The organism is Armatimonas sp., from assembly GCF_031410135.1.
Taxonomy (GTDB): domain Bacteria; phylum Armatimonadota; class Armatimonadia; order Armatimonadales; family Armatimonadaceae; genus Armatimonas.
Map to the genome: position 1 here is coordinate 1 of NZ_JANNYP010000525.1, position 20,737 is coordinate 20,737.

General features: G+C 60.3%; 23 protein-coding genes, 1 tRNA gene and 1 pseudogene. 17 read left to right on the forward strand and 8 right to left on the reverse strand.

What is annotated here, in order from left to right:
• The 12 genes from RMO15_RS19565 to hemB form a co-directional block, all read left to right on the forward strand.
• The coding region (locus tag RMO15_RS19565) for a discoidin domain-containing protein (protein WP_309715717.1) at positions 1 to 1,140 on the forward strand (1,140 nt) is incomplete at its 5' end.
• Positions 1,141 to 1,231: 91 nt separating this feature from the next.
• A complete protein-coding gene (locus RMO15_RS19570) occupies positions 1,232 to 1,513 on the forward strand; it encodes a PQ-loop repeat-containing protein (RefSeq protein WP_309715720.1) in 282 nt (93 codons plus the stop codon).
• Positions 1,506 to 2,195: a phosphoadenylyl-sulfate reductase gene (locus RMO15_RS19575; RefSeq protein ID WP_309715723.1), complete on the forward strand. Its 690-nt coding sequence runs from the start codon at positions 1,506 to 1,508 to the stop codon at positions 2,193 to 2,195. The genes RMO15_RS19570 and RMO15_RS19575 overlap by 8 nt, the downstream gene beginning before the upstream one ends.
• Before the next feature lie 45 nt (positions 2,196 to 2,240).
• Positions 2,241 to 3,818 carry a hypothetical protein gene (locus RMO15_RS19580; protein WP_309715726.1) on the forward strand — a complete coding sequence of 526 codons (1,578 nt, stop codon included), beginning with the start codon at positions 2,241 to 2,243 and terminating at the stop codon, positions 3,816 to 3,818.
• An 87-nt stretch (positions 3,819 to 3,905) separates the two neighbouring features.
• Positions 3,906 to 4,802, forward strand: a complete 897-nt coding sequence (gene cysD, locus RMO15_RS19585) for a sulfate adenylyltransferase subunit CysD (protein ID WP_309715729.1) — start codon at positions 3,906 to 3,908, stop codon at positions 4,800 to 4,802.
• Between the two features lie 95 nt (positions 4,803 to 4,897).
• Positions 4,898 to 6,424: a GTP-binding protein gene (locus tag RMO15_RS19590; RefSeq protein ID WP_309715733.1), complete on the forward strand. Its 1,527-nt coding sequence runs from the start codon at positions 4,898 to 4,900 to the stop codon at positions 6,422 to 6,424.
• 2 nt (positions 6,425 to 6,426) lie between these two features.
• Positions 6,427 to 7,134: a bifunctional precorrin-2 dehydrogenase/sirohydrochlorin ferrochelatase gene (locus RMO15_RS19595; protein WP_309715737.1), complete on the forward strand. Its 708-nt coding sequence runs from the start codon at positions 6,427 to 6,429 to the stop codon at positions 7,132 to 7,134.
• Positions 7,088 to 7,813: a uroporphyrinogen-III C-methyltransferase gene (gene cobA / locus RMO15_RS19600; protein ID WP_309715746.1), complete on the forward strand. Its 726-nt coding sequence runs from the start codon at positions 7,088 to 7,090 to the stop codon at positions 7,811 to 7,813. Before RMO15_RS19595 ends, cobA begins: the two co-directional genes overlap by 47 nt.
• Positions 7,814 to 7,913: 100 nt before the next feature.
• Positions 7,914 to 9,200 (forward strand): glutamyl-tRNA reductase, encoded by a 1,287-nt coding sequence (hemA, locus tag RMO15_RS19605; protein WP_309715749.1) that lies wholly within the window; start codon positions 7,914 to 7,916, stop codon positions 9,198 to 9,200.
• The gene (gene hemC, locus RMO15_RS19610) at positions 9,201 to 10,097 is read left to right on the forward strand and encodes a hydroxymethylbilane synthase (protein ID WP_309715752.1); all 897 of its coding nucleotides are present in this window, start codon (positions 9,201 to 9,203) and stop codon (positions 10,095 to 10,097) included.
• A gap of 181 nt (positions 10,098 to 10,278) precedes the next feature.
• Positions 10,279 to 11,157, forward strand: coding sequence for a uroporphyrinogen-III synthase (locus RMO15_RS19615; RefSeq protein ID WP_309715755.1), 879 nt, complete (start codon positions 10,279 to 10,281; stop codon positions 11,155 to 11,157).
• Complete coding sequence (hemB, locus tag RMO15_RS19620; protein ID WP_309715758.1) at positions 11,150 to 12,145, forward strand: porphobilinogen synthase; 996 nt, start codon at positions 11,150 to 11,152, stop codon at positions 12,143 to 12,145. Before RMO15_RS19615 ends, hemB begins: the two co-directional genes overlap by 8 nt.
• Here the strand turns inward: hemB and RMO15_RS19625 are convergent.
• The 4 genes from RMO15_RS19625 to RMO15_RS19640 all read right to left on the reverse strand — a co-directional run bounded on the left by RMO15_RS19625 (position 12,116) and on the right by RMO15_RS19640 (position 15,445).
• The gene (locus RMO15_RS19625) at positions 12,116 to 12,871 is read right to left on the reverse strand and encodes an MTAP family purine nucleoside phosphorylase (RefSeq protein WP_309715760.1); all 756 of its coding nucleotides are present in this window, start codon (positions 12,869 to 12,871) and stop codon (positions 12,116 to 12,118) included. The two genes, hemB and RMO15_RS19625, sit on opposite strands and share 30 nt — an antisense overlap.
• Positions 12,868 to 13,494: a metallophosphoesterase gene (locus RMO15_RS19630; RefSeq protein ID WP_309715763.1), complete on the reverse strand. Its 627-nt coding sequence runs from the start codon at positions 13,492 to 13,494 to the stop codon at positions 12,868 to 12,870. Before RMO15_RS19630 ends, RMO15_RS19625 begins: the two co-directional genes overlap by 4 nt.
• A 144-nt stretch (positions 13,495 to 13,638) precedes the next feature.
• A complete protein-coding gene (locus RMO15_RS19635; protein ID WP_309715766.1) occupies positions 13,639 to 15,063 on the reverse strand; it encodes a M56 family metallopeptidase in 1,425 nt (474 codons plus the stop codon).
• On the reverse strand, positions 15,056 to 15,445 hold the full coding sequence (locus RMO15_RS19640) for a BlaI/MecI/CopY family transcriptional regulator (RefSeq protein ID WP_309715769.1): 390 nt from the start codon (positions 15,443 to 15,445) through the stop codon (positions 15,056 to 15,058). Before RMO15_RS19640 ends, RMO15_RS19635 begins: the two co-directional genes overlap by 8 nt.
• Positions 15,446 to 15,573: 128 nt before the next feature.
• Here RMO15_RS19640 and RMO15_RS19645 point away from each other — a divergent pair, with 128 nt between their 5' ends.
• Together RMO15_RS19645 and RMO15_RS19650 are read left to right on the forward strand one after the other, a co-directional pair.
• Positions 15,574 to 16,116, forward strand: a complete 543-nt coding sequence (locus RMO15_RS19645) for a hypothetical protein (protein ID WP_309715771.1) — start codon at positions 15,574 to 15,576, stop codon at positions 16,114 to 16,116.
• Between the two features lie 15 nt (positions 16,117 to 16,131).
• Positions 16,132 to 16,446 carry a hypothetical protein gene (locus RMO15_RS19650; protein WP_309715774.1) on the forward strand — a complete coding sequence of 105 codons (315 nt, stop codon included), beginning with the start codon at positions 16,132 to 16,134 and terminating at the stop codon, positions 16,444 to 16,446.
• Between the two features lie 2 nt (positions 16,447 to 16,448).
• Here RMO15_RS19650 and eis read toward each other — a convergent pair whose 3' ends face one another.
• The gene (eis, locus tag RMO15_RS19655; RefSeq protein WP_309715777.1) at positions 16,449 to 17,603 is read right to left on the reverse strand and encodes a GNAT family N-acetyltransferase; all 1,155 of its coding nucleotides are present in this window, start codon (positions 17,601 to 17,603) and stop codon (positions 16,449 to 16,451) included.
• Positions 17,604 to 17,675: 72 nt separating this feature from the next.
• On the opposite strand from eis, the gene RMO15_RS19660 reads away from it, so the two are divergent.
• Positions 17,676 to 17,749, forward strand: a tRNA-Arg gene (locus RMO15_RS19660).
• A gap of 52 nt (positions 17,750 to 17,801) precedes the next feature.
• Complete coding sequence (locus tag RMO15_RS19665; RefSeq protein ID WP_309715780.1) at positions 17,802 to 18,851, forward strand: tyrosine-type recombinase/integrase; 1,050 nt, start codon at positions 17,802 to 17,804, stop codon at positions 18,849 to 18,851.
• 266 nt (positions 18,852 to 19,117) lie between these two features.
• Here RMO15_RS19665 and RMO15_RS19670 read toward each other — a convergent pair whose 3' ends face one another.
• Both RMO15_RS19670 and RMO15_RS19675 read right to left on the reverse strand, forming a co-directional pair.
• Positions 19,118 to 19,339, reverse strand: a complete 222-nt coding sequence (locus RMO15_RS19670) for a hypothetical protein (RefSeq protein WP_309715783.1) — start codon at positions 19,337 to 19,339, stop codon at positions 19,118 to 19,120.
• Positions 19,336 to 19,908, reverse strand: coding sequence for a hypothetical protein (locus tag RMO15_RS19675; RefSeq protein ID WP_309715788.1), 573 nt, complete (start codon positions 19,906 to 19,908; stop codon positions 19,336 to 19,338). Before RMO15_RS19675 ends, RMO15_RS19670 begins: the two co-directional genes overlap by 4 nt.
• 20 nt (positions 19,909 to 19,928) lie before the next feature.
• On the opposite strand from RMO15_RS19675, the gene RMO15_RS19680 reads away from it, so the two are divergent.
• Complete coding sequence (locus RMO15_RS19680; RefSeq protein WP_309715791.1) at positions 19,929 to 20,081, forward strand: hypothetical protein; 153 nt, start codon at positions 19,929 to 19,931, stop codon at positions 20,079 to 20,081.
• Positions 20,082 to 20,161: 80 nt separating this feature from the next.
• Here RMO15_RS19680 and RMO15_RS19685 read toward each other — a convergent pair.
• A pseudogene (locus tag RMO15_RS19685) lies at positions 20,162 to 20,737 on the reverse strand (hypothetical protein); the annotation flags it as partial.

A 20,737-nucleotide genomic window follows, 5' to 3' on the forward strand; every position in this document is an offset into this window, starting at 1 on the left:
ATGGAGACGTATGATATTGGCTTTGGGGCCATGCTCTACCGCACCACCCTGCCCGCTGGCCCTGAGGGCATCCTCAAGCTCACCGAGGCACACGACTGGACGCAAGTTTTTGTGGACGGCACACGTGTAGGTGTGCTCGACCGGCGGCGTAACCAGTCCACGGTGCGGCTTCCCGCACGGGAGAAGCCTGCTCAGCTCGATGTGCTGGTCGAGGCGATGGGGCGCATCAACTTCGGGCGCGGCATCCACGATCGCAAGGGCCTAGTCGGCGAGGCGAGCCTGGACGGCAAGCCGCTCACCGGTTGGGAGGTCTTTCCGCTTCCCTGGGGCGAGTCGCCGCTTCCCGGGCTGCGCTTCTCTGAGAAAGCCCCGACGGACGGCCCCGCGTTTCACCGGGGCAGCTTCACGCTCACCCAGACCGGCGATACCTACCTCGAAATGAAAGGCTTCCGCAAGGGGATGGCCTGGATCAATGGCCAGGCGCTCGGGCGGTTCTGGCATATCGGACCACAGCAGACGCTCTACTGCCCTGGCTGCTGGCTGAAAAAAGGCAAGAACATGCTGGTTGTGCTGGATCTGGAGACGCCCACCAAGGCCACGATCACAGGCCGTACCACCCCCATTCTCGACGAGCTCGTGGTGGATCTCAGCCAGCGCCACCGCAAGCCGGGACAGACCCTGCGCCTTGAGAGCCTCACTCCCACCCACACAGGCACCTTTGGCTCCGGTGGCGAGTGGCAAGAAGCACGCTTTCCCATGCCCACCCGAGGCCGCTATCTCTGTTTAGAAGCACTCAGCGCCCACGACAACAGCGTCTACACCACCCTCACCGAGCTGGAACTCCTCGGAGCAGAGGGCAAGCTCTTGCCCCGCAACGCCTGGAAGATCGCCTACGCCGATAGTGAGGAGCTCGTGGGTGAGAGTGGCACGGCAGACAATGTCTTCGATCTCCAGCCCGTCACGTTCTGGCACACGGCCTGGAGCAGCGAGAAGACCGCACATCCCCATCAGCTCGTGGTAGATCTTGGGAGTGAGCAAACCGTCACCGGCATCCGCTGCCAGCCCCGCCAGGACAACGATCATGGGCGCATCAAGGCCTACCGGGTCTTCATAAGCCCCACACTCTTTCCCGGTCTCTGAACGCCGATCAAAAGCGGCGGATAGTTGCCAGAGAATTAAATCCTACTTTTCCGATTGCAAAACTCATATATCGCGATACACTGTCTCCATTATGTCTTGGCCAATTGTTCTTGGGCTCCTTGCCACGGGTCTCGTGGAGGGCTCGTATCTCCCGCAGCTCTGGCGGCTCCATCAGCTCAAGCACGCCGATGAGTTCAGCTTGCTCTTCCCGCTGCTGAACTTGATCGGGCGACTCGCCGGGCTGCTTGCCGCGACGCTCCAGCACAACGCAGTCTTCTCCGGGTTCTTCCTGGTAGGGATTGTGGTACGTGCGACGCTCCTCGCGCAGGTGCTCTACTACCGCTCTCACCGACGGAAGCTTCAGCATGTCTGACTCTGATGTGGACTGGGAGTCCCTCGATGCGCCCACGCTCCTCAGCGAAGCGGTCAGGCACTTGGGCGAGGGCCTCAAGCTGGCCTGTAGCTTTGGTGCTGAGGACGTCGTGCTACTGGATCTCATTGCCCAAGCCAAGCTCCCCCTCTCCGTGTTTGTGCTCGACACGGGCCGACTTCACCAGGAGACCTACGCGCTCTGGGAGCAGCTCAACCAGCGCTACAGCATCAAGATTGTCGCCTACACGCCCCAGACCGAGCCGCTCCAGCAGCTTCTTCAGCTCAAAGGCCCAGGGAGTTTTTACCACTCGGTTGAGAACCGGCGCGAGTGCTGTCACCTACGGAAAGTGGAGCCGCTCTCCCGCGCTCTCGCCGAAGCAAAAGGCTGGGTCACCGGCCAGCGCCGCGAGCAGTCTGTCACCCGTGCCAGCCTGCAAAAGCTTGAAATTGACGCCGCGCACGGCGGTATCGCCAAGCTGAATCCCCTCGCGGACTGGAGTGAGGCACGGGTCTGGGAGTATATCAAGGCTCATCAGGTACCCTACAACAAGCTCCACGACCAAGGCTTCCCGAGTATCGGCTGCGCTCCCTGCACCCGCGCCATTGAACCCGGCGAGAACCTGCGCGCCGGGCGCTGGTGGTGGGAAAACCCTGAACAGAAAGAGTGCGGCCTGCACAAATAGCGCCCGCCCCCTACCCCCCGTCCAACGGGGGGAAGAAACAAAACTATGAACGACGTTGAACGAATCAAAAAAGAAAAAGGCGGCCTGGAGGTCTGGAACGACCTGCAGCGCATCGCCACCGAAGGCTACGGCGGAATTGACGCGGACGATATGTTCCGTCTGCGCTGGCTAGGGCTCTACGAACAAAAGCCTAAAGACGGCTACTTTATGCTACGCATCAAAGTGCCCGGCGGCCAGCTTACCTACGACCAGCTGATTGCCGTTGCGGAAGTGACCCGCGACTACGCCCGCAATATCGCCGATATCACCACGCGCCAGAACTTCCAGTTCCACTGGATGGCCCCCGCCGACTTCCCGGCGATCTTTGCCAAGTTTAGCGCCGTGGGTATCAGCACGCTCGGGGCGTGTGGTGATATTCCGCGCAATGTCACCGGCTGCCCCGTGGCGGGCCTCGATCCCAACGAGACCTTCGATGCCCAGCCCTACGCGCAAAAAATCCATGAGTATTTCCTCGGCAACCCAGAGTTTGCGGATCTGCCGCGCAAGTACAAGATCTCGATTACCGGCTGCTGCGAGCACTGCTCCCAGCCCGAGATCAACGATATCGCTGCCACAGCAGTGATCAAGAACGGCGAGAAGGGCTTCCATATTCGAGTCGGGGGCGGGCTCTCGACGCGCCCGTTTCTTGCCCAGAAGCTCAACTTCTTTATTCCAGCCGATAAGCTCGTGGACGCGTTTCGTGCCGTCACTGAGGTCTACCGGGACTCGGGCTACCGGGAGAACCGTAAGAAGGCGCGTATCAAGTTCCTCGTGGCGGACTGGGGGGCGGCCAAGTACGAGGAGGAAGTGCTCAAGCGCCTGAGCTGGGTGCCCGAGCCCGCACTAACCGAGGCCGAGTGGCCCGAGCCGACCAATAACTTCCGCGATCATGTGGGGGTGCACCCGCAGAGCCAGCCGGGTCTTTTCTGGGTGGGGGCGAACGTGCTCACAGGCCGCATGAACAGCGAGCAGCTCTTTGAAGTGGCACGAATCGCCAAGGAGTACGGCACCGGCGACACCCGCACGACCAACCAGCAAAATTTACTCATTCCTAATATCAAGGAGGCCGATGTCCCGACAGTCGTTGCGGCGTTGGAGGCGATTAGCTTCCCCGTGGTGGCCTCCCCCATCCGCCGCGCCGCCGTGGCCTGCACCGGCAGCGAGTTCTGCAACCTAGCGCTCACTGAGACCAAAAACCTCATGTGGCAGATCGTGCGCCACTTAGATAAAACGGTCTCGCTTGATGAGCCCCTGCGCATCAACCTCAACGGCTGTCCCAACGGTTGCGGCCAGCACCATATCGGCGATATTGGCCTGCAAGGCTGCGTCGTGAAGCTCCCAGGCGGCGATAAAGTGGACGGCTACGATATCTCGCTGGGAGGCCGCTTGGGCCGCGATGCGAAGTTTGTCCGCCCAATCTGGCGAAAAGTCCCCGCGACGGACCTGCCTGTCGCACTGGAAAATCTCCTGAACGGGTATCTTAATGAGCGTGCCGAGGACGAAGACTTCCCTAGCTTTGTAGACCGGGCTAGTGACGATGAGCTTGGCTCGTTGATGCGCACCGGCTTTGTCGAGGCGGCATGACAGACGCCCCCTGGCCCCCACACGTGGGGGAAATACAAGGAATTTTTCCGCCTATCTCCCCCATTTATGGGGGCTGGGGGGCCAGTAATGCTTGAACCCGCCCTTGCCACCCTAGAATCGGAAGCCATCTATGTCCTGCGGGAGACCTACGGGCAGTTTGAGCGCCCGGTCTTGCTCTTCTCCGGTGGCAAAGACTCTATCGTCATGGCCCACTTGGCCGCGCGTGCCTTTGCGCCTGCCCGGATTCCCTTTAAGCTGCTCCATATCGACACCGGACATAACTTTGAGGAGACGCTGACTTTCCGAGATAATCTCGCCCGTGAGCTACGCGCCGATCTGCTTGTCCGCTATGTCCAGGACACCATTGATGCGGGGCGTGTGACCGAGGAGACCGGGCCGGAGGGCACCCGCAACTCTCTCCAGACCCGTACGCTCCTCGATGCACTCGATGAGCTACGGGCAGATGCGGCCCTCGGGGGAGCACGGCGCGATGAAGAAAAAGCACGGGCCAAGGAGCGCTTCTTCTCGCACCGGGATCGGTTTGGACAGTGGGACCCCAAAAATCAGCGCCCTGAGCTCTGGAGCCTCTACAATGGGCGGAAAGCGCCCGGTGAACACTTCAGAGTTTTCCCTCTCTCCAACTGGACCGAGCTGGATATCTGGAGCTACATCAAGGCCCGCAAGATCGCTCTACCCTCGCTGTATTTTTCCCATGAGCGCCAGGTATTCAATCGCCGTGGTGTCTGGCTGGCAGAGTCCGAGCTACTGCCGCTTCTGCCTGGTGAGGTCGTCGAAACGCGCAAGGTTCGCTTCCGAACCATGGGCGATATTACGGTCACCGGCGCGGTGATGTCCGAAGCGGACACGCTAGACAAAATTATTGAGGAAGTGCGTACATTCCGGGTGACCGAGCGCAGTGGCCGTGGCGATGACAAGCGCTCCGAGGCGGCGATGGAAGACCGCAAACGCGTGGGGTATTTTTAACATTCCCCCCCTAACCCCCGCCCGGCGGGGGGAATATAAGGAATTTCCTCTTTGTCCCCCCGTTGCACGGGGGTTAGGGGGGTGGGTAAGTAACTATGGAACTCTTGCGATTCTCGACCGCCGGAAGTGTGGACGACGGCAAATCAACGCTCATTGGGCGGCTGCTCTTTGACTCTAAGGCGATCCCTGATGACCAATATGAGGCCATTAAGCGCGCCAGCAACAATGATGATGGCGGGGTAGATCTGGCGCTTCTCACCGATGGATTGCGGGCGGAGCGGGAGCAGAAGATCACCATTGATGTGGCCTACCGCTACTTCGCTACACCCAAGCGCCGCTTTATTATTGCCGACACGCCAGGGCACGCTCAGTACACGCGAAACATGGTCACCGGCGCTTCGACAGCGCAGGCGGCGGTGATCTTGGTAGATGCACGCAATGGGCTTTTGGAGCAGTCGCGGCGGCATGCGGCGCTCTCGGCGCTGCTACGCGTGCCGCACCTGGCAGTGGCAGTCAATAAGATGGATCTTGTGGGCTTCGACGAAGGCGTGTTTCGAGCTATTGAGACAGAGTTTGCAGCGTTTGCGAGCAAGCTTGGGGTCACGGCAACGGCGATTCCGCTCTCGGCGCTGGCGGGCGACAACGTGGTGGAACGCAGCAAGAACACGCCCTACTACGCCGGGCCGTCACTCTTAGAGTGGCTGGAAGGCTTGCCCGTCGCCGAGACCCGAGGGAGTGAGCCGTTTCGCTTTCCCGTGCAGTGTGTCATTCGGCCCCATCAGAACTTCCGGGGCTTCGCAGGGCGCGTGGTAGGCGGCGTGGTACGTCCCGGCGACGCTGTTATCGCGCTGCCATCCGGGAAGCGCTCCACAGTGAAAGAGATTGTCACAGCGGATGGCTACTTGGCAGAGGCGCACTCGGGCGAGTCCGTGGTGCTCACCCTCACCGATGAAGTCGACATCAGCCGGGGCGACCTGATCGCGATGCAAGAAAGTCCTCCCACGACCGCGCGGCGTTTTACGGCGACCGTCTGCGTGCTCAGTGAGGCGGGACTTGCTCCGGGTCGGCCCTACATCGCCACCCATACGACGCGGCAGGCAGCGGCCATCATTGAGAAGATCGACTATAGGCTCGCCGTCGAGAATTTGGAGAAGGAAGAAACCCGTGGGCTAGCGCTCAATGAGCTGGGCCAAGCGACGATCACACTTGCCCAGCCGCTCCTGCTCGATCCCTACACTCAGAGCCGCGAAATGGGCGGGTTTTTACTCCTCGACCCTGCCACCAGTGTCCCCGTCGCTGCCGGAATGGTCACCGAGATCCTCACCGAGTCGGATCATGAAGCGCCCTCGGAGCCCTGGACTCGTGCCGAGCGTGAGCTACGCCATGGCCACCGTGGGGGCGTTGTCGTCGTCGCGGATCGGGCTGCCGCTGCTGCCTTGGAGCGAGAGCTTGTCACACGCGGCTGGTACACGGCCTTTGTCGAGCAAGGCTCCACCGACACTCTCACCGAAAATGGCATTATCGCCATCACTTTGGGAGAGTCCTCGCAGCCTCTGGAAACCCAGCTGGATACCTTGCTTCTGATGGAGCAGAACCAGGTCGGTTTTGCTGAGGGAATCTAGTCGTGGCCAGCTACCAGCCCGTCTATCTGGACCTGCGCGGCAAGCAAGTGGTGGTTATTGGCGGCGGCTACGTCGCAGGTGAGAAGCTCTCCGTGCTCTTTGACAGCGGCGCAAAGCTCCGCGTCATCTCTCCGGAGCTCTCAGAAGAGCTCCAGCACTGGCATGCCGAGGGGCGCTTTGAGTGGTGGCAGAAGCACTGGGAGCCGAGTGACCAAGCCGATGCCTTTGTGGCGATTGGCGCGACCAACGACAAGAGTATTAATCGCGCGGTTTTTGCGGAGGCGGACGCGAACGGACGGCTGGGTAACTCGGTGGACGACCCCAAGTTCTGCAACTTTATTCTCTCGGCAGTCGCCAAGTCCGGCCCGATGCAGGTGGCAATCTCGTCGGCGGGGTGTAGCCCGGCGCTGGCGCAGCGCATCCGAAAGCGCATTCTTGACGAGATTCTCACGCCCGAGCTGGGCGAGCTGGCGGAGTATTTGGGGAGCTGGCGGCCACGCGTCAAAACATCGCTGCCAACGTTTGAGACCAAGCAGAGATTCTGGGAGGCCGTGCTGGACTCCGAAATTCCGGGGCTTCTGGCAGCAGGGAACTTAGCGGAGGCAGATGCACGCATGGAGCTGCGCGTGGCCTGCCCCCTACAGCTAGAGAGAGGAGCGTGCGATGACGGGTTTTGTCTATCTGGTGGGTGCCGGGCCGGGCGACCCTGAGCTGATCACGGTCAAGGGCCTCAAGGCGCTCCAGCGTGCGGATGTGGTGCTCTACGACCGGCTGATCGCGCAAGAGCTTCTGGACGATGCCCCAGCACATGCGGAGCGCATCTATGTCGGAAAAGACCTCGGCTCACCGTCGCAGCCCCGCCAGGACGCGATCCACGAGGCGCTGGTGCACCATGCGAAACTGGGTAAGACAGTCGTGCGGCTCAAGGGCGGCGATCCATTTGTCTTTGGCAGGGGCAGCGAGGAAGCGGCCTATCTCACGGCGCATGGCATCTCCTACGTCGTGATTCCGGGCATTTCCTCCGCGATTGCAGGCCCCGGCGCGGCAGGAATCCCCGTGACACACCGAGGCCTCTCGGCGGGCTTCTGCGTCTTTGCGGGCCAGGAAGGCGAGGCGAACCATCTGCCGGAGACGCACTGGCAGGCCGCTGCGCTGATCGGAACGGCGGTTTTTCTGATGGGTGTCTCACGCCTCTCCAAGATTCTGGAGAAGCAGCGCCAGTACGGGCGACCGGAGAGCACACCCGTCGCCATGATCGCCTCCGCGACGTGCCCAGAGCAAAAAGTCATCACGGGAACACTCGCGACGATAGAAAGTCTTGTCACCGATATTCACCCTCCAGCGATTATCGTTATTGGAGATGTCGTGGGCGTGCGAGAGCTACTATAGAACCTTCATGCCTTCTTCACGTCAGAAACGTAAGATAAAAGCCAACCACCGGGAACCAATGTAAAACCGGGCGGTATACTAGCGAGGGAGATCCGTTTACGTGTCCGTTGTTTTGCTTGGAGTCAATCACCACACCGCCCCCGTCGCGCTGCGCGAGCGCCTCTCTCTCTCGGGCTGTGCCCTGCGCACCGCACTGGAGGAGCTACGGGCCACCGAGGTCGCCGTCGAGGCTGTGCTTCTCTCGACCTGCAACCGCTTGGAGTTCTACGCCACGCTCAACCCCAAAGCGCCCCAGGACTGCCTGGTCGCGGCGCTCAGTGCACTCTACTTGCTTCCCGAAGACGAGCTTCGCCCCCATCTCTACATCAAGACCGACACGGAGGTAACGCAGCACCTGCTCCGGGTCGCCTGTGGGCTGGAGTCTATGATTCTGGGTGAGGATCAGATTCTGGGTCAGGTCGGGCTGGCCCTTCAAGAAGCGCAAACCGCAGGCTCTGTCGGCCCCACACTATCCCGGCTCTTTGCCCAAGCGACGCAGGCTGGCAAGCGCGCCCGCACTGAGACGGAGATCAGCCGCTACACAACATCGGTGAGCCATGCGGGGGCACAGCTCGTCCTTCAGACCCGCCAGCCGGGCCAGAATCGCGTCCTGATTGTGGGCGTGGGAGAGATGGCGACCCTGGCGGCACAGTCTCTCTCCAGCCACCCCGAACTTGAGCTGGCCGTCATCAACCGCACTCTGATCCACGCCGAAGACCTCGCCAAGAAGCTCAGTGCTCGTGCGCTGAGCTGGTGCCAGCTCGACGAAGCCCTAGCCTGGGCCGATGCGGTGATCTGCGCCACGGGTGCGCCCCACACGGTCATCTACCATAGCGAGGTCGCCGCCGCACAAAAAGCCCGTGAGGGACGTGTACTCACCCTCGTCGACTTGGCCGTCCCCCGCGATATCGAAGAAACCGTCGGCCACCTAGAGCTCGTCACCTACCACGACATTGATGCGCTCCAACAAGTGATAGATGCCAACTTCGAGCTGCGCCGCGCCGCCATCCCTGGCGTCGAGGAGATTATCGCGCAAGAGGCAACGCGCTTTACCGAGTGGCTCCAGACCCGCGATGTCACCCCCGTGATCAAAGACCTGCGCGACTGGGCACAGGGCCTAGCACAGAGTGAGGTCGAGAAAGCTCTTTCCCGCCTGCCCCACGCCGACGAAGCCACGCAGCGTGCGATTGAGATTCTCGCCCATAGCCTCGTCAACCGCCTCATGCACGAGCCGACCCTGCGCCTGCGCTCCAATGCCATTGAGGGCAACGGGGTCAACTACGCCGACACCGTGCGCGATGTCTTTGGTCTGGAAGCGGCCCGCTGCCCCTTCGCCGAGAAGAAGTAGATGCTCCTGCGCTTTGGCACCCGTGGCTCCAAGCTCGCCCGCTGGCAGACCGACCATGTCCTCTTGCTCCTGCCTGAGGGAAGCGGCGAGATCGAGGTCATCCAGACCAAAGGCGATAGAGTGCTCGACACGCCCCTGCCCCTCATCGGCGGCAAGGGACTTTTCACCGCCGAGCTGGAGGCCGCGCTCCATGCCAATACCATCCAGTGCGCCGTCCACAGCCTCAAGGATCTCCCCACCGAGCAGCCCGATGGTCTGGCACTTGGCGCGATTCTCAAGCGTGCCCCCGTCGGGGATGCGCTCATCAGTCGCAGTGGCAAGAGCTTAATAGACCTCCCCCAAAACGCCACGGTGGGCACGAGTAGCCACCGCCGCGCCGCACAGCTTCTCCGCGCCCGCCCCGACTTACAGCTACTCGATATCCGTGGCAACGTGGACACCCGCATCCAGAAAGCCCTTGATCCCAACGGCCCCTACGATGCGATCTTACTCGCTCACGCTGGCTTAGAGCGCCTGGGCTACGATACCGTCATCACCCAGATCCTCCCCTTCGACGTCATGCTCCCCGCTCCCGGCCAGGGCGCGATTGCGGTGCAGTGCCGCGACGATGCCGAGATTATCGCCGCTCTCGCTCCGCTCCATGACCTCGCTACCGCACAAGCCGTCACCGCCGAGCGTGCGTTTCTCGCCGCGCTCGGCGGCGGCTGCTCCCTGCCCCTTGCCGCCTACGCCCACATCCAGAACAATACTCTCACGCTCACCGCCCGCGTTCTCTCACTAGAGGGCACGCGCTGCATCGAAGTCACCGGCACCGCCTCCCCCACCGATGCCGACGCTCTCGGAGCCCAGCTCGCCGCCGAGGCAAAAGCCCAAGGAGCCACGGAGCTTCTGGGGTGAGTGGTGTGCCATCTCCCCGGCTCGTTCCTCGCCGCCCCTCTTCCTGTTTCCGCTCGTGCCTCGCGAGGAAGAGGGGCAATTCGGAAAGTCCCTCTTCCCGCGACGAAGGAGCAATAGGGGAAGAGGGAAGCCGTCTCAGCGGCAGGGAGATGGCCCGAAACCGGCGGACGGAGATGGCAACATGCCCTTGACCGGCAAGCGCATCGTCAATACCCGCGCCACGCACCAGAACTCTCGGTTTACGGCGCTGCTCCAAGCCCAGGGTGCCGAGGTGATCGAGTACCCCTGCATCGCGATTGCTCCGCCAGAAAACGACGCGCCGCTGCGTGCCGCCCTCGCTGATCTCACCCGCTATGACTGGCTTGTGCTCACGAGCGCCAACACCGTGCTGGCGCTGGCGGCTGTGGGTTTCCCCTCCCTCCGGTTCCCCTCCCTCCCCCCGGCCCCCTCTCCTCCCGATAACGGGAGGGAGGGGGAGAATTCCCCCCCCCAACCCTCTCCCATTATTGGGAGGGGGTGGCGTAGTGAGGGACGAGCGGAGCCGGGGGAGGGGAAGCCAAACCTAGCCGCCGTCGGCCCCGCCACCGCAAAAGCCGCACAAACTTACCTTGGGCTAGAAACCGTGCTCCTACCCGAAACATTTACCGCAGAGGCACTGGGCGAGGCGCTTCCCATAAAGCCCGGCCAGCGGGTGCTGATTCCGGCCTCCGCGATTGCACCGCCCACGCTTGCGGAGCAGCTCACGGCGCGGGGGGCGGAAGTGACGGTGGTCGAGGCGTATCGGACGGTTCGGGGGACAGGTGGCGCGGATGTTGCGGCGCTACTGGCTCAAAAGCGTGTGGATGCGGTAACCTTTACCAGTGCCTCGACCGTCGAGAACTTTCTCGTCCGGCTGGAGAGTGAAGGCGGAAGCCGCGCGGAGCTGGTGGGCGTGTGTCTTGCATGCATCGGGCCACAAACAGCAGCAGCAGCACAGGCGCACGGCCTGACGGTGGACGTGATGCCCACCACACACACGCTCGACGGGCTTGTCGAAGCGCTACAAAACTACTATGGATAACTTAATCTTTCGCCCACGCCGACTGCGGCGCACACCGCTCTTGCGCCGGATGGTGCAGGAGACCTCGCTCGATGCGGCGGACTTTATCTACCCGCTCTTTGTGCGCCATGGAACGGGGCTAAAGCTCCCGATTCGCTCAATGCCGGGCCAGTGCCAGTGGTCGCCGGACACGCTGGTGGAGGAGGCAAGCCAGGCGTTCGACGAGGGCATTCCCGCCGTGATCTTGTTCGGGATTCCCGAGACCAAGGACGCCTGTGGGAGTGAGAACTGGAACCCCGAGGGGATCGTGCCAACGACGATTCGCCTGCTGAAGAAAGCCCGCCCGGAGCTGCTGGTGATCTCGGACATGTGCTTCTGTGAGTACACCGACCACGGCCATTGCGGCGTCTTGGACGAGGCAGGCTACCTGCTCAACGACCCGACCCTGGATCTGCTGGGACGCGCCTCGGTGGTGCATGCGGAGGCGGGGGCGGATATGATCGCGCCCTCGGGGATGATGGACGGCATGATCGGGGCGATCCGGGGGGCGCTGGATAGCGCGGGCTTGGTCAATACGGTCACGATGAGCTACGCCGCCAAGTACGCCAGTGGGTTCTACGGCCCGTTTCGCGATGCCGCCGAGAGCCCACCACAGTTCGGCGACCGAGGGCAGTACCAGATGGACCCGGCAAACCGTCGGGAGGCCATGCGAGAAGTCGCGCTGGATGTCGAGCAAGGCGCGGATATTCTGATGGTCAAGCCTGCGGGAGCCTACTTGGACATTATCCGCGAAGTCCGCGACACCTACGGGCTGCCGCTAGCCGCCTACCAAGTCAGCGGCGAGTACGCCATGCTCCACGCCGCCGCGCAAAATGGCTGGATTGATCTACAGCGCTGCGCTCTGGAGAGTCTGCTCTCCATCAAGCGCGCTGGTGCCGACATGATCCTCACCTACTTCGCCCGCGACGCGGCTCGGTGGTTAAAAAACGCCGGGGCCGATGGGGGGTAGGGAGTCGGAGTCCAGGCGTGCAATAGCACCGGTAAGGAGCCGCCGGAGGCGCTCGCTGGTCTGGGCCATGACGGTCTCGACCCCGCTGTGGTGAATCTCCCCCTCCCCAATTCCGGCACCCAGATTCGTGACCAGCGATACGCCAGCGTAGTGCAAGCCCGCCTCACGTGCCAGAGTCGCCTCGGGGATTCCAGTCATGCCCACCACATGCGCCCCCCACGATGCAAAAAGACGCACCTCGGCGGAGGTCTCGTAGCGCGGCCCATCGGCGCAGAGATACGTCCCGCCGTCTTTGACGCCGGGCTCCCCCACAGCAAGAAGCGCCTGGCGCAGGGGCTCCGAGTAAGGGCGTGTGACATCGGTGTGGATGGGCGTGTCATCAAAGAACGTCTTGCCGGTGCGCGTGAGGCAGAAGTCAATGAGGTCGTCGAGAACCACTAGGGTTCCTGGCCCCCAGTCGGCGCGTAGGCTCCCCACCGCCGTGGTTGCAAAGACGGCACGCACGCCCATCGCAGCAAGCCCGGCGATATTGGCGCGAAAGTTGACCCGGTGAGGTGGAAGCTTATGCCCCCCGCTATGCCGCGCCAAAAAATAGACGCTCTTGCCCCCCAGGTTCCCCCGCAGCAGCTCCGCGTCCCCCCACTGCGTGCTCACAATCACCCGCTCCGGCTCCCCGTCCAGCGGAAACTGCCCCACGCCCGTCCCCCCAATAATTGCAATACTCATAGCTCTATTGTAGACCAGTGTTGGGCAGAATTGATCACCCGTGTTGCACCCAGTGTGCGCTCCCCAGCGGCTTCGTGGATATGGCCACAGACGACAAGCCTCGGCTCATGGGCTACCAGATAGTCCGTAAGCGCTTGTGAGCCGAGGTTGGTATTCCCGTTCCAGCGATCCCAGGTTACATCGCAGAGGCCGTGTGGCGGCGAGTGGGAGAGGACAATATCCACGGGCTCGAAGGTGTAGGCAGCATGCTCCACTTCTGGGTCTGCGGTCATGAAGTCCCAGTAACGTGCAAGCTGCGGGGCGTTGTAGCACGGCGAGCAGCTCACGCCGTGAAGACGGAACAGGCCGAGGGAGATGGTCTTGTCGAGAACGCAGTGGGTGTTTGGAATATCGGCGTACTCCGTGCCGTTGAAGTCTAGGTCGTGGTTGCCGGGAATCCAGTAGAACGGTGCGTGGGCCGCTTGCCCGGAAACCCACGCCCGGCTCTCGAAGAATCGCTCTTGGCCCGTGCGGCCCGTTTCGGTAATATCCCCCGCGCAGAGAATCGCATCCACTGCCGGGTAGCCTGCCGGGTCAAAGTCCCGCCACTGGCAGTGGATATCAGAGAGAAGCAAGAGGCGCATGCTCTATTTTACCCCTGAGAACAAGTCTCCGGGCTTAAGAGGACGACGGGCACCTTCGTGCCCACTAGATTCTCTTGGCTGCGAAGGCAGCCGTAGCCCTCTGAAGCCGTCACCCTCGTGGTTACGGTCGTAATTATCGAATGCTCACTGCGCGTTTGAGCGATCAAACATCTCGTTACGAAGGCGCTCGCGCTTCTGCCGCGTCTCCTCGATCATCTTCTGAAGCACAGCAATCTGCTTCTGGATCGTCTCCACCTGGCCGAGTGCAATCAATCCCGCCGCTTCTTGCTGGGCGATTTTTGCCGTGTCCAGCGAGGCCAGCTCTAGCTGCTTATCCGTCAGACGTGTGTCCAAGTTGCGAAGCTTGAGCTTGAGCTCCTCAAGTTCCTCACGAAGCGGCTCCAGACGAAACTCCCGCATCTTTCGCTCTTGCTCTATAAGTCGTTTCCGTTCGACTGCGGCTGCAGCTTCTTGGCGGCGTTTTTCGGTGGCTACTTTCTCCTCCTGATGCTTTGCGACACGCAGGGGCTGCGGGGCTGGGGTGGGCTTGGCAGCTTTGACAGCGGGTTTTGGAGCTTTGACAACGGGCTTGGTAGCTTTAGCAACCTGCACGGCTCGGACGGTCGGGGCAGCTTTTGCCGGTGTCTTTTCTTGCTGCGGAACGGGGGTGGGGCGGGCGGCGAGTAAGGGGACGCTGGCAATACCCAGCAGTGCGAGAGCGACTCCCACGCCACGGGCAGGGCGGGTGGGAAGGTAGGCCAGGATGGAGCGAACGCGGCCTTCGAGGCGCGGGGTGTGCGCCATGGCAGGCGCGGTGGGACGATTCTTTAGCATCTTGACAATCTCCAGAAGGTAGTGGGCGTAGCGCTCCGGGGCGATCCCGGACGCTAAGACATGACGATCACAGGCGCTCTCGGCCTCAAACCGAAGGCGCATAACAACGAACCAGACAAGCGGATGGAACCAGAAAAAAGCACGGATCAGCTCGGTGAGTGCCTGCCAGAGCGGGTCGCGGCGGTGCAGGTGGGCGGACTCGTGGAGGAGGACGGCCTGCAGGTGCTCGTCTTGCCACTCCCGTGCCGACTCGGGCAACAAAATCACACGGCGCAGAACGCCACAGGCAAGCGGAACCGTGGGCTCCGGCGTGAGCAAGACCGGAAAGGGGGCGGGAATCGCGGACGGCACACCCGTCTTGAGCAAGCGCCGTAGAGCAGAGTGGTCGGCGAGCTGGCGCAGGATCAAGCCCGAAGTGATCAGAAGATAAAGCCCGAAAGCAAGAGGCACAAAGGGAAACGCAGTGGACTTTTGTGGCGGCTCAGGCTCTCGCGCAAGAGGCATCTGCCTCTCTGGCACGCGGCTCTCCGCGACCAGAGGGCTTTCGGGTGGAGCAAGCGCGAGCCGCACGGAGAGCAGAGGGGGCAGGAGCACAGAGAGGGGAACGAGGGGCAGAAGGAGGAGCCCTCCCAGCAGAACCGAGTGGCGCAGAGCGGGGCGTGTACGTGGCAGACAGCTTGCAATCACTAGTGCCAGAGCCAGCAGTAGTGTACTCTTTAAAAGTAGCTCAAGCATGGTCTTTTCGCTTTGCTTGCTCGATCAGCTCCGCAAGCCGCGCCAGCTCTTCGTCGGAGAGCTGGGTCTCGTCCTCGTTAAGCAAGGCAGTGACGGCACGCTCGACGGAGCCTCCGAAGAAGGTCTGCACGACGCGCTTCAGGGCGCTTTGAGCGGCAACCGGGCGCTCCTGGGTGGGAAAGTAGATGTATTGCTTGCCCTCTTCCCGGTGCGTCAGATGGCCTTTTTCTTCGAGAATTCGCAAGAGTGCACGGACAGCACTATAGCTTGGGGGATCGGGAAGGGCGGCAATCACCTCGGCGACACTGGCCTGCCCCTTGGCAAAGACAATGTCCATGAGCTGCCGCTCTCGGCGACTAAGGGAATCACTGGAAAGTCTCATGCTATAAATTTAGCACATGTTAATCTTTGTGTCAAGAGTTTTCTGCTAATTTTTTAGCGGATTTTTTTAGCGCTTTCTACATCGTTGACAAGCTACCTATCCTGGTAGTATGATGGGTAACCGTGAATGTGAATGTCTATGCCTCGGGTTGGTGCACTGTCTGTGGTCGCCGTCGTGGCGCCGATGGTCGGTGTGTCAACTGTGATCCGTGGTGGACCTCGCCCCTGATTCAGGTCGGTGGCCCCATCCTGGCAGTCGGCTCACTTCTTCTGGTCGGACTTGCGGTTGCCGTGACGCCCCCGCATCGAGATACTCCCGCATCGTCAGCCGCATCGCGTCCCCCTCGTCCCAGCGCCGCGATCTTTACCCCCCCCACCGTTTCGGGCAGCAGCATCGCCAGTGCAGGGCCACTCTCCGCACCTCCGCTTCAAGCGGCACCTCCGCCTCTGGCCCCCATGCCCCAGCTCCCTCCGGATTTCTACGCCCCCAAGCCAGACCCGGATGCCGCGATGATGGAGAGCTTTGAGTGGCTTCGCTACAGTGTACGGGTCGCCAGCAACCAGATGCGTACACGCAGTGAGATGCAGGCACGTCCGTATTTCAGGAACAACTCGCCGATCTCCGGCCCACAAACCCTAAACTTCGCAGAAAGTGCAACACAGGCCCTGTAGGCCTGAAAAGAATCTATGCCGCGTTTTGAAGACTCTCGACAGGGATCTCGTGAAGATCTGGATGTTATCGTGCCCAGCACCGCCTTGTGTCTGCGCCTGCGCCGCCGTGGCCAGGATGAGCTTGTTGTGCACCACGACGAAGACGCCGAAGAGGACTTTGTCTTTCTGTTCGAGTCGCTCGATGATGCACACGACTATGCTCTGCTAGCGAAAAAAGCTCTTGGTGTCTTTCCGCAGATCATCCGAGTGAACCTGCGGGCGCTGCACTTCCGCACCGCCCGCTTCAAACCCGCCGTCGGGGAGCCCCTCGACTTGCCCCTGCGTCTCTAGTCTTAAAAGTGGTTCCAGCACATTACCGGCGCGGAGGGCAGGAGCGCGGCAAGTCGTGTAAACGCAGCTTCCTGACTGACGGTCACTTTCCCTGCCCGGCGCAGGCGCTCCAGCCCCGGTGTGCCCCAGAAGGCCTGCGAGAAACTCTGGATATCCATCGCTAGCTGAGCTGCCTCCGTGGTGGGCGTTGCGGTCACGCTTCCTGCCTCAATCGCAATCTTCCACACTCCCTCATTCCAGCTCGCATGCGGATCTGTCAGGGCCAGTGTGAACGCGCCATTGGGCTGTGGTGTTGTCAGGGCTGCCAGCGCAACAGCAACATCCACGACCCGCCCCATGAACACGGACTCCATCTTTAGCTCCATATCGTTGTGGATCGCATGACAAAAGAGCGTCGTGTCCGTCGGCAGAGTCAGGCTCCCCTGGGCAACCTGCACCCCCAAGTCCCTCAGGACAGCCAAGAGTGCCCTCTCCGCTTCCGGGGTGGCTGCCATGTACTCCCGGATGTCTCCCGCGCCCTCACCGCTCGGGTAGCGCCAGAGCAGGTAGCCACCCTCTGCGGCGTAGGCATAGGTCAGGCACTTGTCGCTGGCATCCAGCAAGCCCGAGAACTTCCGCGAGCCTGCGGTAAACGCCCCACGGTAGCGTGATGCCGCAACAGAGTAGACCTCTGCGAGGTGCTCTGGAGCCAGCTCATCGCTCAAGCGTTTTGCCAGGCGTTTGCTGGCAGGAAGCTCGCGCAGGGGCAGTGTCGCCTGGTACTTCTCGCCTACCCAGCCCCAGCCATAGCGCCCGTAAAAGTGCATCGAGAACGGATAGAGCGCTGAGACGACCTGGCCCGCCTCCCGCATCCGCACCAGCGACTCACAGAGCAGGCGATCCACATGGCCTTGCCCCCGTGCTTCCGCAAAGGTAGCGACTCCTGCGATCCCGCCCATGGCAAGCTCGCCTTGAGTCGCTCCGGGCCAGTAGACCGTAAAAGGACAGATCGTCAGTGCCGAGCAGAGCCGCCCCTCCTCCAGAATCCCAATAGTCTCTTTCGTCGGCTCTTTGGGCTCCGTGGGCGGCTCGACCACTCCGCCTCGGCCAAAAGCATGGCTCATCAGCTGGCGGTGAGCCAGATAGTCATCGGGGGTCAGCAAGCGCAGTTCAGACATGGTCTACAAGTTCGACACCGCTTCTGAAAACTCCTTGACAGAGCGCGAATGCGTGATACAATACCTCCCGTTGCACTCGTAGCTCAGCGGATTAGAGCATCTGGTTGCGGTCCAGAAGGTCGGGCGTTCGATCCGCCCCGAGTGCATTCACGTCTAAAGAGATCCACTTGCAGTCCCTACTTCACAAAGGATTAGTAAGTGTATAGTCAAAAAAACAACGGAGCAGAGCAGTTAGAGACATGTGAAATTTCTCTAACCGAAGCATTTGAGAGATATCGTCTCTATATTTCAGCCGAAATCGGCCTCGCCAAGACTACGACCCACAGCTACATGTCGTGGCTGCATCACTGGGAGAAATGGCTGATCGAGTGCGGCCACACATCCCCGACCGTCCTGATGTTCAACCAGGCGATTCTCACCAGCTTCATCCACCATCTTCACTCCAAGAATCTCAGGCCGAGGTCAGTTCACAGCGTCTTTCACCCCTTGCGGAGCTTTGGAGAGTTCCTGGTTCTTCGCCACGGCATCGCCGAGAACTATGCCAAGCTGATAAAGCTGCCAAAGAAAGACGCCGCTATCCGCCTTACTGTCTCGGATGAGGAAGTCTCGGGACTTGTTGACGCAGCAGGGAAGATCAGAAACAAGAAGCGGAGCCTGCTTTCCATCGCGATCATCGGAGTCCTGGCTCACTCAGGTCTCAGGCGCTCCGAAATCCTTGCGCTTCGCGTCTCGGATGTGAGCTTTTCCGACGGCTCGATCACTGTGCGATCTGGCAAGGGCTCTAAAAGCCGCAGGGTCTTTCCACACGATGACTGTATGTCCTCCCTGATGACCTACATAAAGGCGAGAGGATCGGAAAGCGACTCACTCTTTGTTGGTGGTGGCGGTCGTGGGATTGGAGCCCAGGCACTCTCTTCAGTTCTGGAGGAGGTGAAGTGCATCGCCGGACTTCGCTCGGAGACTAGGATAGGGGTTCATGCACTTCGCCACAACTGCGCGACGAGGCTTCTCAGGAATGGTGCAGACCTTGGTCAGATCCAAAGGTTTCTAGGCCACTCCTCGATACAGACGACTGAGATTTACCTTCACACCGGGGAGGAGGACATCAGGTCAATCTCTTCCAAAACATCCCTTCCGATCAAGCCTGCGGAATTAGCTCCGCAACCGACCCAGCTTGCCCCACAGCAGCAAGTACAAACTGAGTCGAAGCGTAGTGCGTCAATCCGGAACCGTCGTCTCAGAAGATAAAATAATAGCCCACTATGCCGAGGTGTGGCATAGTGGGCTATTATTGCTTTGTGCCCAGCCTCTCTGACAGCTTTGGCATTGATGGAAGCCGGTTTTGCTTTCCCCTCATTTTCTTAAGCATCTCTTCGACAAACTCATTTGGCCCCAATGATGAGTTCCCTACATTGTTGCCGCAAAAGGTGCATGAAGTGTTTCTTTTGTTTGCCAGCCCACACTGATTGCAGTGAGCATTGTCTGTGTTACTACTCATCTTTTCCGTCATTAAATCACCTGTTTTCTGACTCATGGCTGGAGAGGGTTGCGGCAACATCGTTGCCATCCTTGCTCAACATGATAACATACTCGTCGCAAGGCCACTCCAGAGGCTTGTGCTTACTGAGCTTTGTCTCATTGTCATGCTTCTGTCTTGAGATGACCCATGTCTCTCCAGACTTTTTGACTTCTCTTTGCCCCATCTCAATCAAGGCGATCAGGCTATTTGCTGTCATGACGCCACCCCAATCGACGACATAGCAGCAGAGATCTTTTCCTTCACTGCGATGTCAACGATTTTCTTTATCTCACAGTCCACTGTTTTCTGAACCCAATCATCTGTAGCTATCGCGACCCTTCCGGCTATCCACGTCCGTAAGTCTTCGTCATTCTTCTTGAGTGCCTGGTTGCATTCTGTCCGAATATCACGAAAGCTCCCGTACTCCTTCATCGAGTCTGACACCAGTTTGCCGACCGACTCTTTTACCAAGTCGTCTACCGCCGCCTTCATTTCGTCCGACGGCACAAAGAGGGTCTTGTATGTGCCAGAATCTTTATCGTACTGGCCTCCTTTTACTTCACCGACCAATTCTTTTATCTTGCCATGCACAATCTGACGGACAGTCGCAGCAGCATTATAGACGATTGATTCGTTGGCTACTCCCTTGAGGTATCGGTTGACGAAGGTATCCACCATCTGGTGCCTTACTTCGACCCCTAGTTGCTCACTTTTGTCATTCGGGTCTTGGACGCCCATCGCCTTAGCGAACTCGTTCCAACTCATATTCACCGTTACTTTACTCATTGCTTATAATTCCTTCCGATGTGAAACATCGCTTCTTCCGGATGCTCGTCAACTCGCCACAAGTGCCGTATCTCGGCATCGTTTATCACATTGCCTACTGCTGGGTACACCTCGATAAAGACGGCTTCTTCTCCAGCAATCAAGTTCTTAATCGCCTGAAGCTCATCCCATGAGATCGTGCCGACTGGCCGCTCTCGCCACACCCGCAGATGGTTCCCGATGTAGCTGCTACAAAACTCTTCTCTTAGGTCTCTCACACAATCACCTTGCCTTTCCAATGAAACTCACGAAACGTTTCTTGATCCATCATGTACCGGGCCTGACGCCAGCCAGACGCCTGACCAAAATTACCAGTGCCTTGCGATCCTTCAAGCGCCGTAGCGATATGCTCGAACGGCGAGATGTGGACGGGGCGACTCTCGGCGAGGTCTTTCGCGAGCGCTGTGTCTCGGTCGTAGTCCTTCTTGTTGGAGTCGAACGGCTTGACAGATACCCTGGCTATGCGAGCAGCCGACCACATCTTGAGATAGTCGCCAATCGATTCATCCTTTGGCACGTAATCCCAGGCAAAAGCAATATCCTCCTCGTCGATATATGGCAAGTGAACCTGCCACTTGAGGCGACTCCTCGGCTTGCTCTCGACAAGCGCGTCAGCCACAAGCCCCCCAAGTATCTGCAATCCTGGGTCAGCCCCTTCGTCAGTCCGAAGCGCCAAGAAGTTTGCCCAGGTCGTTGACGAAACCAAGATGTCGCACCATAACCCAGGAATCATGTACTTGTTTGCTACTTGTTTGTGGACTTTTAGGTCGGCGAGCTGGCGGACGAGGGG

Excerpts from the sequence above, each read along its gene's own strand:
- hemB (WP_309715758.1), top strand. The coding sequence starts at position 11,150 with ATGGATAACTTAATCTTTCGCCCACGCCGACTGCGGCGCACACCGCTC.
- RMO15_RS19670 (WP_309715783.1), bottom strand. The coding sequence starts at position 19,339 with ATGACAGCAAATAGCCTGATCGCCTTGATTGAGATGGGGCAAAGAGAA.
- RMO15_RS19575 (WP_309715723.1), top strand. The coding sequence starts at position 1,506 with ATGTCTGACTCTGATGTGGACTGGGAGTCCCTCGATGCGCCCACGCTC.
- hemC (WP_309715752.1), top strand. The coding sequence starts at position 9,201 with ATGCTCCTGCGCTTTGGCACCCGTGGCTCCAAGCTCGCCCGCTGGCAG.
- cobA (WP_309715746.1), top strand. The coding sequence starts at position 7,088 with ATGACGGGTTTTGTCTATCTGGTGGGTGCCGGGCCGGGCGACCCTGAG.
- RMO15_RS19640 (WP_309715769.1), bottom strand. The coding sequence starts at position 15,445 with ATGAGACTTTCCAGTGATTCCCTTAGTCGCCGAGAGCGGCAGCTCATG.
- RMO15_RS19590 (WP_309715733.1), top strand. The coding sequence starts at position 4,898 with ATGGAACTCTTGCGATTCTCGACCGCCGGAAGTGTGGACGACGGCAAA.
- RMO15_RS19630 (WP_309715763.1), bottom strand. The coding sequence starts at position 13,494 with ATGCGCCTCTTGCTTCTCTCTGATATCCACTGCCAGTGGCGGGACTTT.
- RMO15_RS19675 (WP_309715788.1), bottom strand. The coding sequence starts at position 19,908 with ATGAGTAAAGTAACGGTGAATATGAGTTGGAACGAGTTCGCTAAGGCG.
- RMO15_RS19625 (WP_309715760.1), bottom strand. The coding sequence starts at position 12,871 with ATGAGTATTGCAATTATTGGGGGGACGGGCGTGGGGCAGTTTCCGCTG.
- cysD (WP_309715729.1), top strand. The coding sequence starts at position 3,906 with ATGCTTGAACCCGCCCTTGCCACCCTAGAATCGGAAGCCATCTATGTC.
- RMO15_RS19650 (WP_309715774.1), top strand. The coding sequence starts at position 16,132 with ATGCCGCGTTTTGAAGACTCTCGACAGGGATCTCGTGAAGATCTGGAT.
- RMO15_RS19635 (WP_309715766.1), bottom strand. The coding sequence starts at position 15,063 with ATGCTTGAGCTACTTTTAAAGAGTACACTACTGCTGGCTCTGGCACTA.
- eis (WP_309715777.1), bottom strand. The coding sequence starts at position 17,603 with ATGTCTGAACTGCGCTTGCTGACCCCCGATGACTATCTGGCTCACCGC.
- RMO15_RS19570 (WP_309715720.1), top strand. The coding sequence starts at position 1,232 with ATGTCTTGGCCAATTGTTCTTGGGCTCCTTGCCACGGGTCTCGTGGAG.
- RMO15_RS19615 (WP_309715755.1), top strand. The coding sequence starts at position 10,279 with ATGCCCTTGACCGGCAAGCGCATCGTCAATACCCGCGCCACGCACCAG.
- RMO15_RS19580 (WP_309715726.1), top strand. The coding sequence starts at position 2,241 with ATGAACGACGTTGAACGAATCAAAAAAGAAAAAGGCGGCCTGGAGGTC.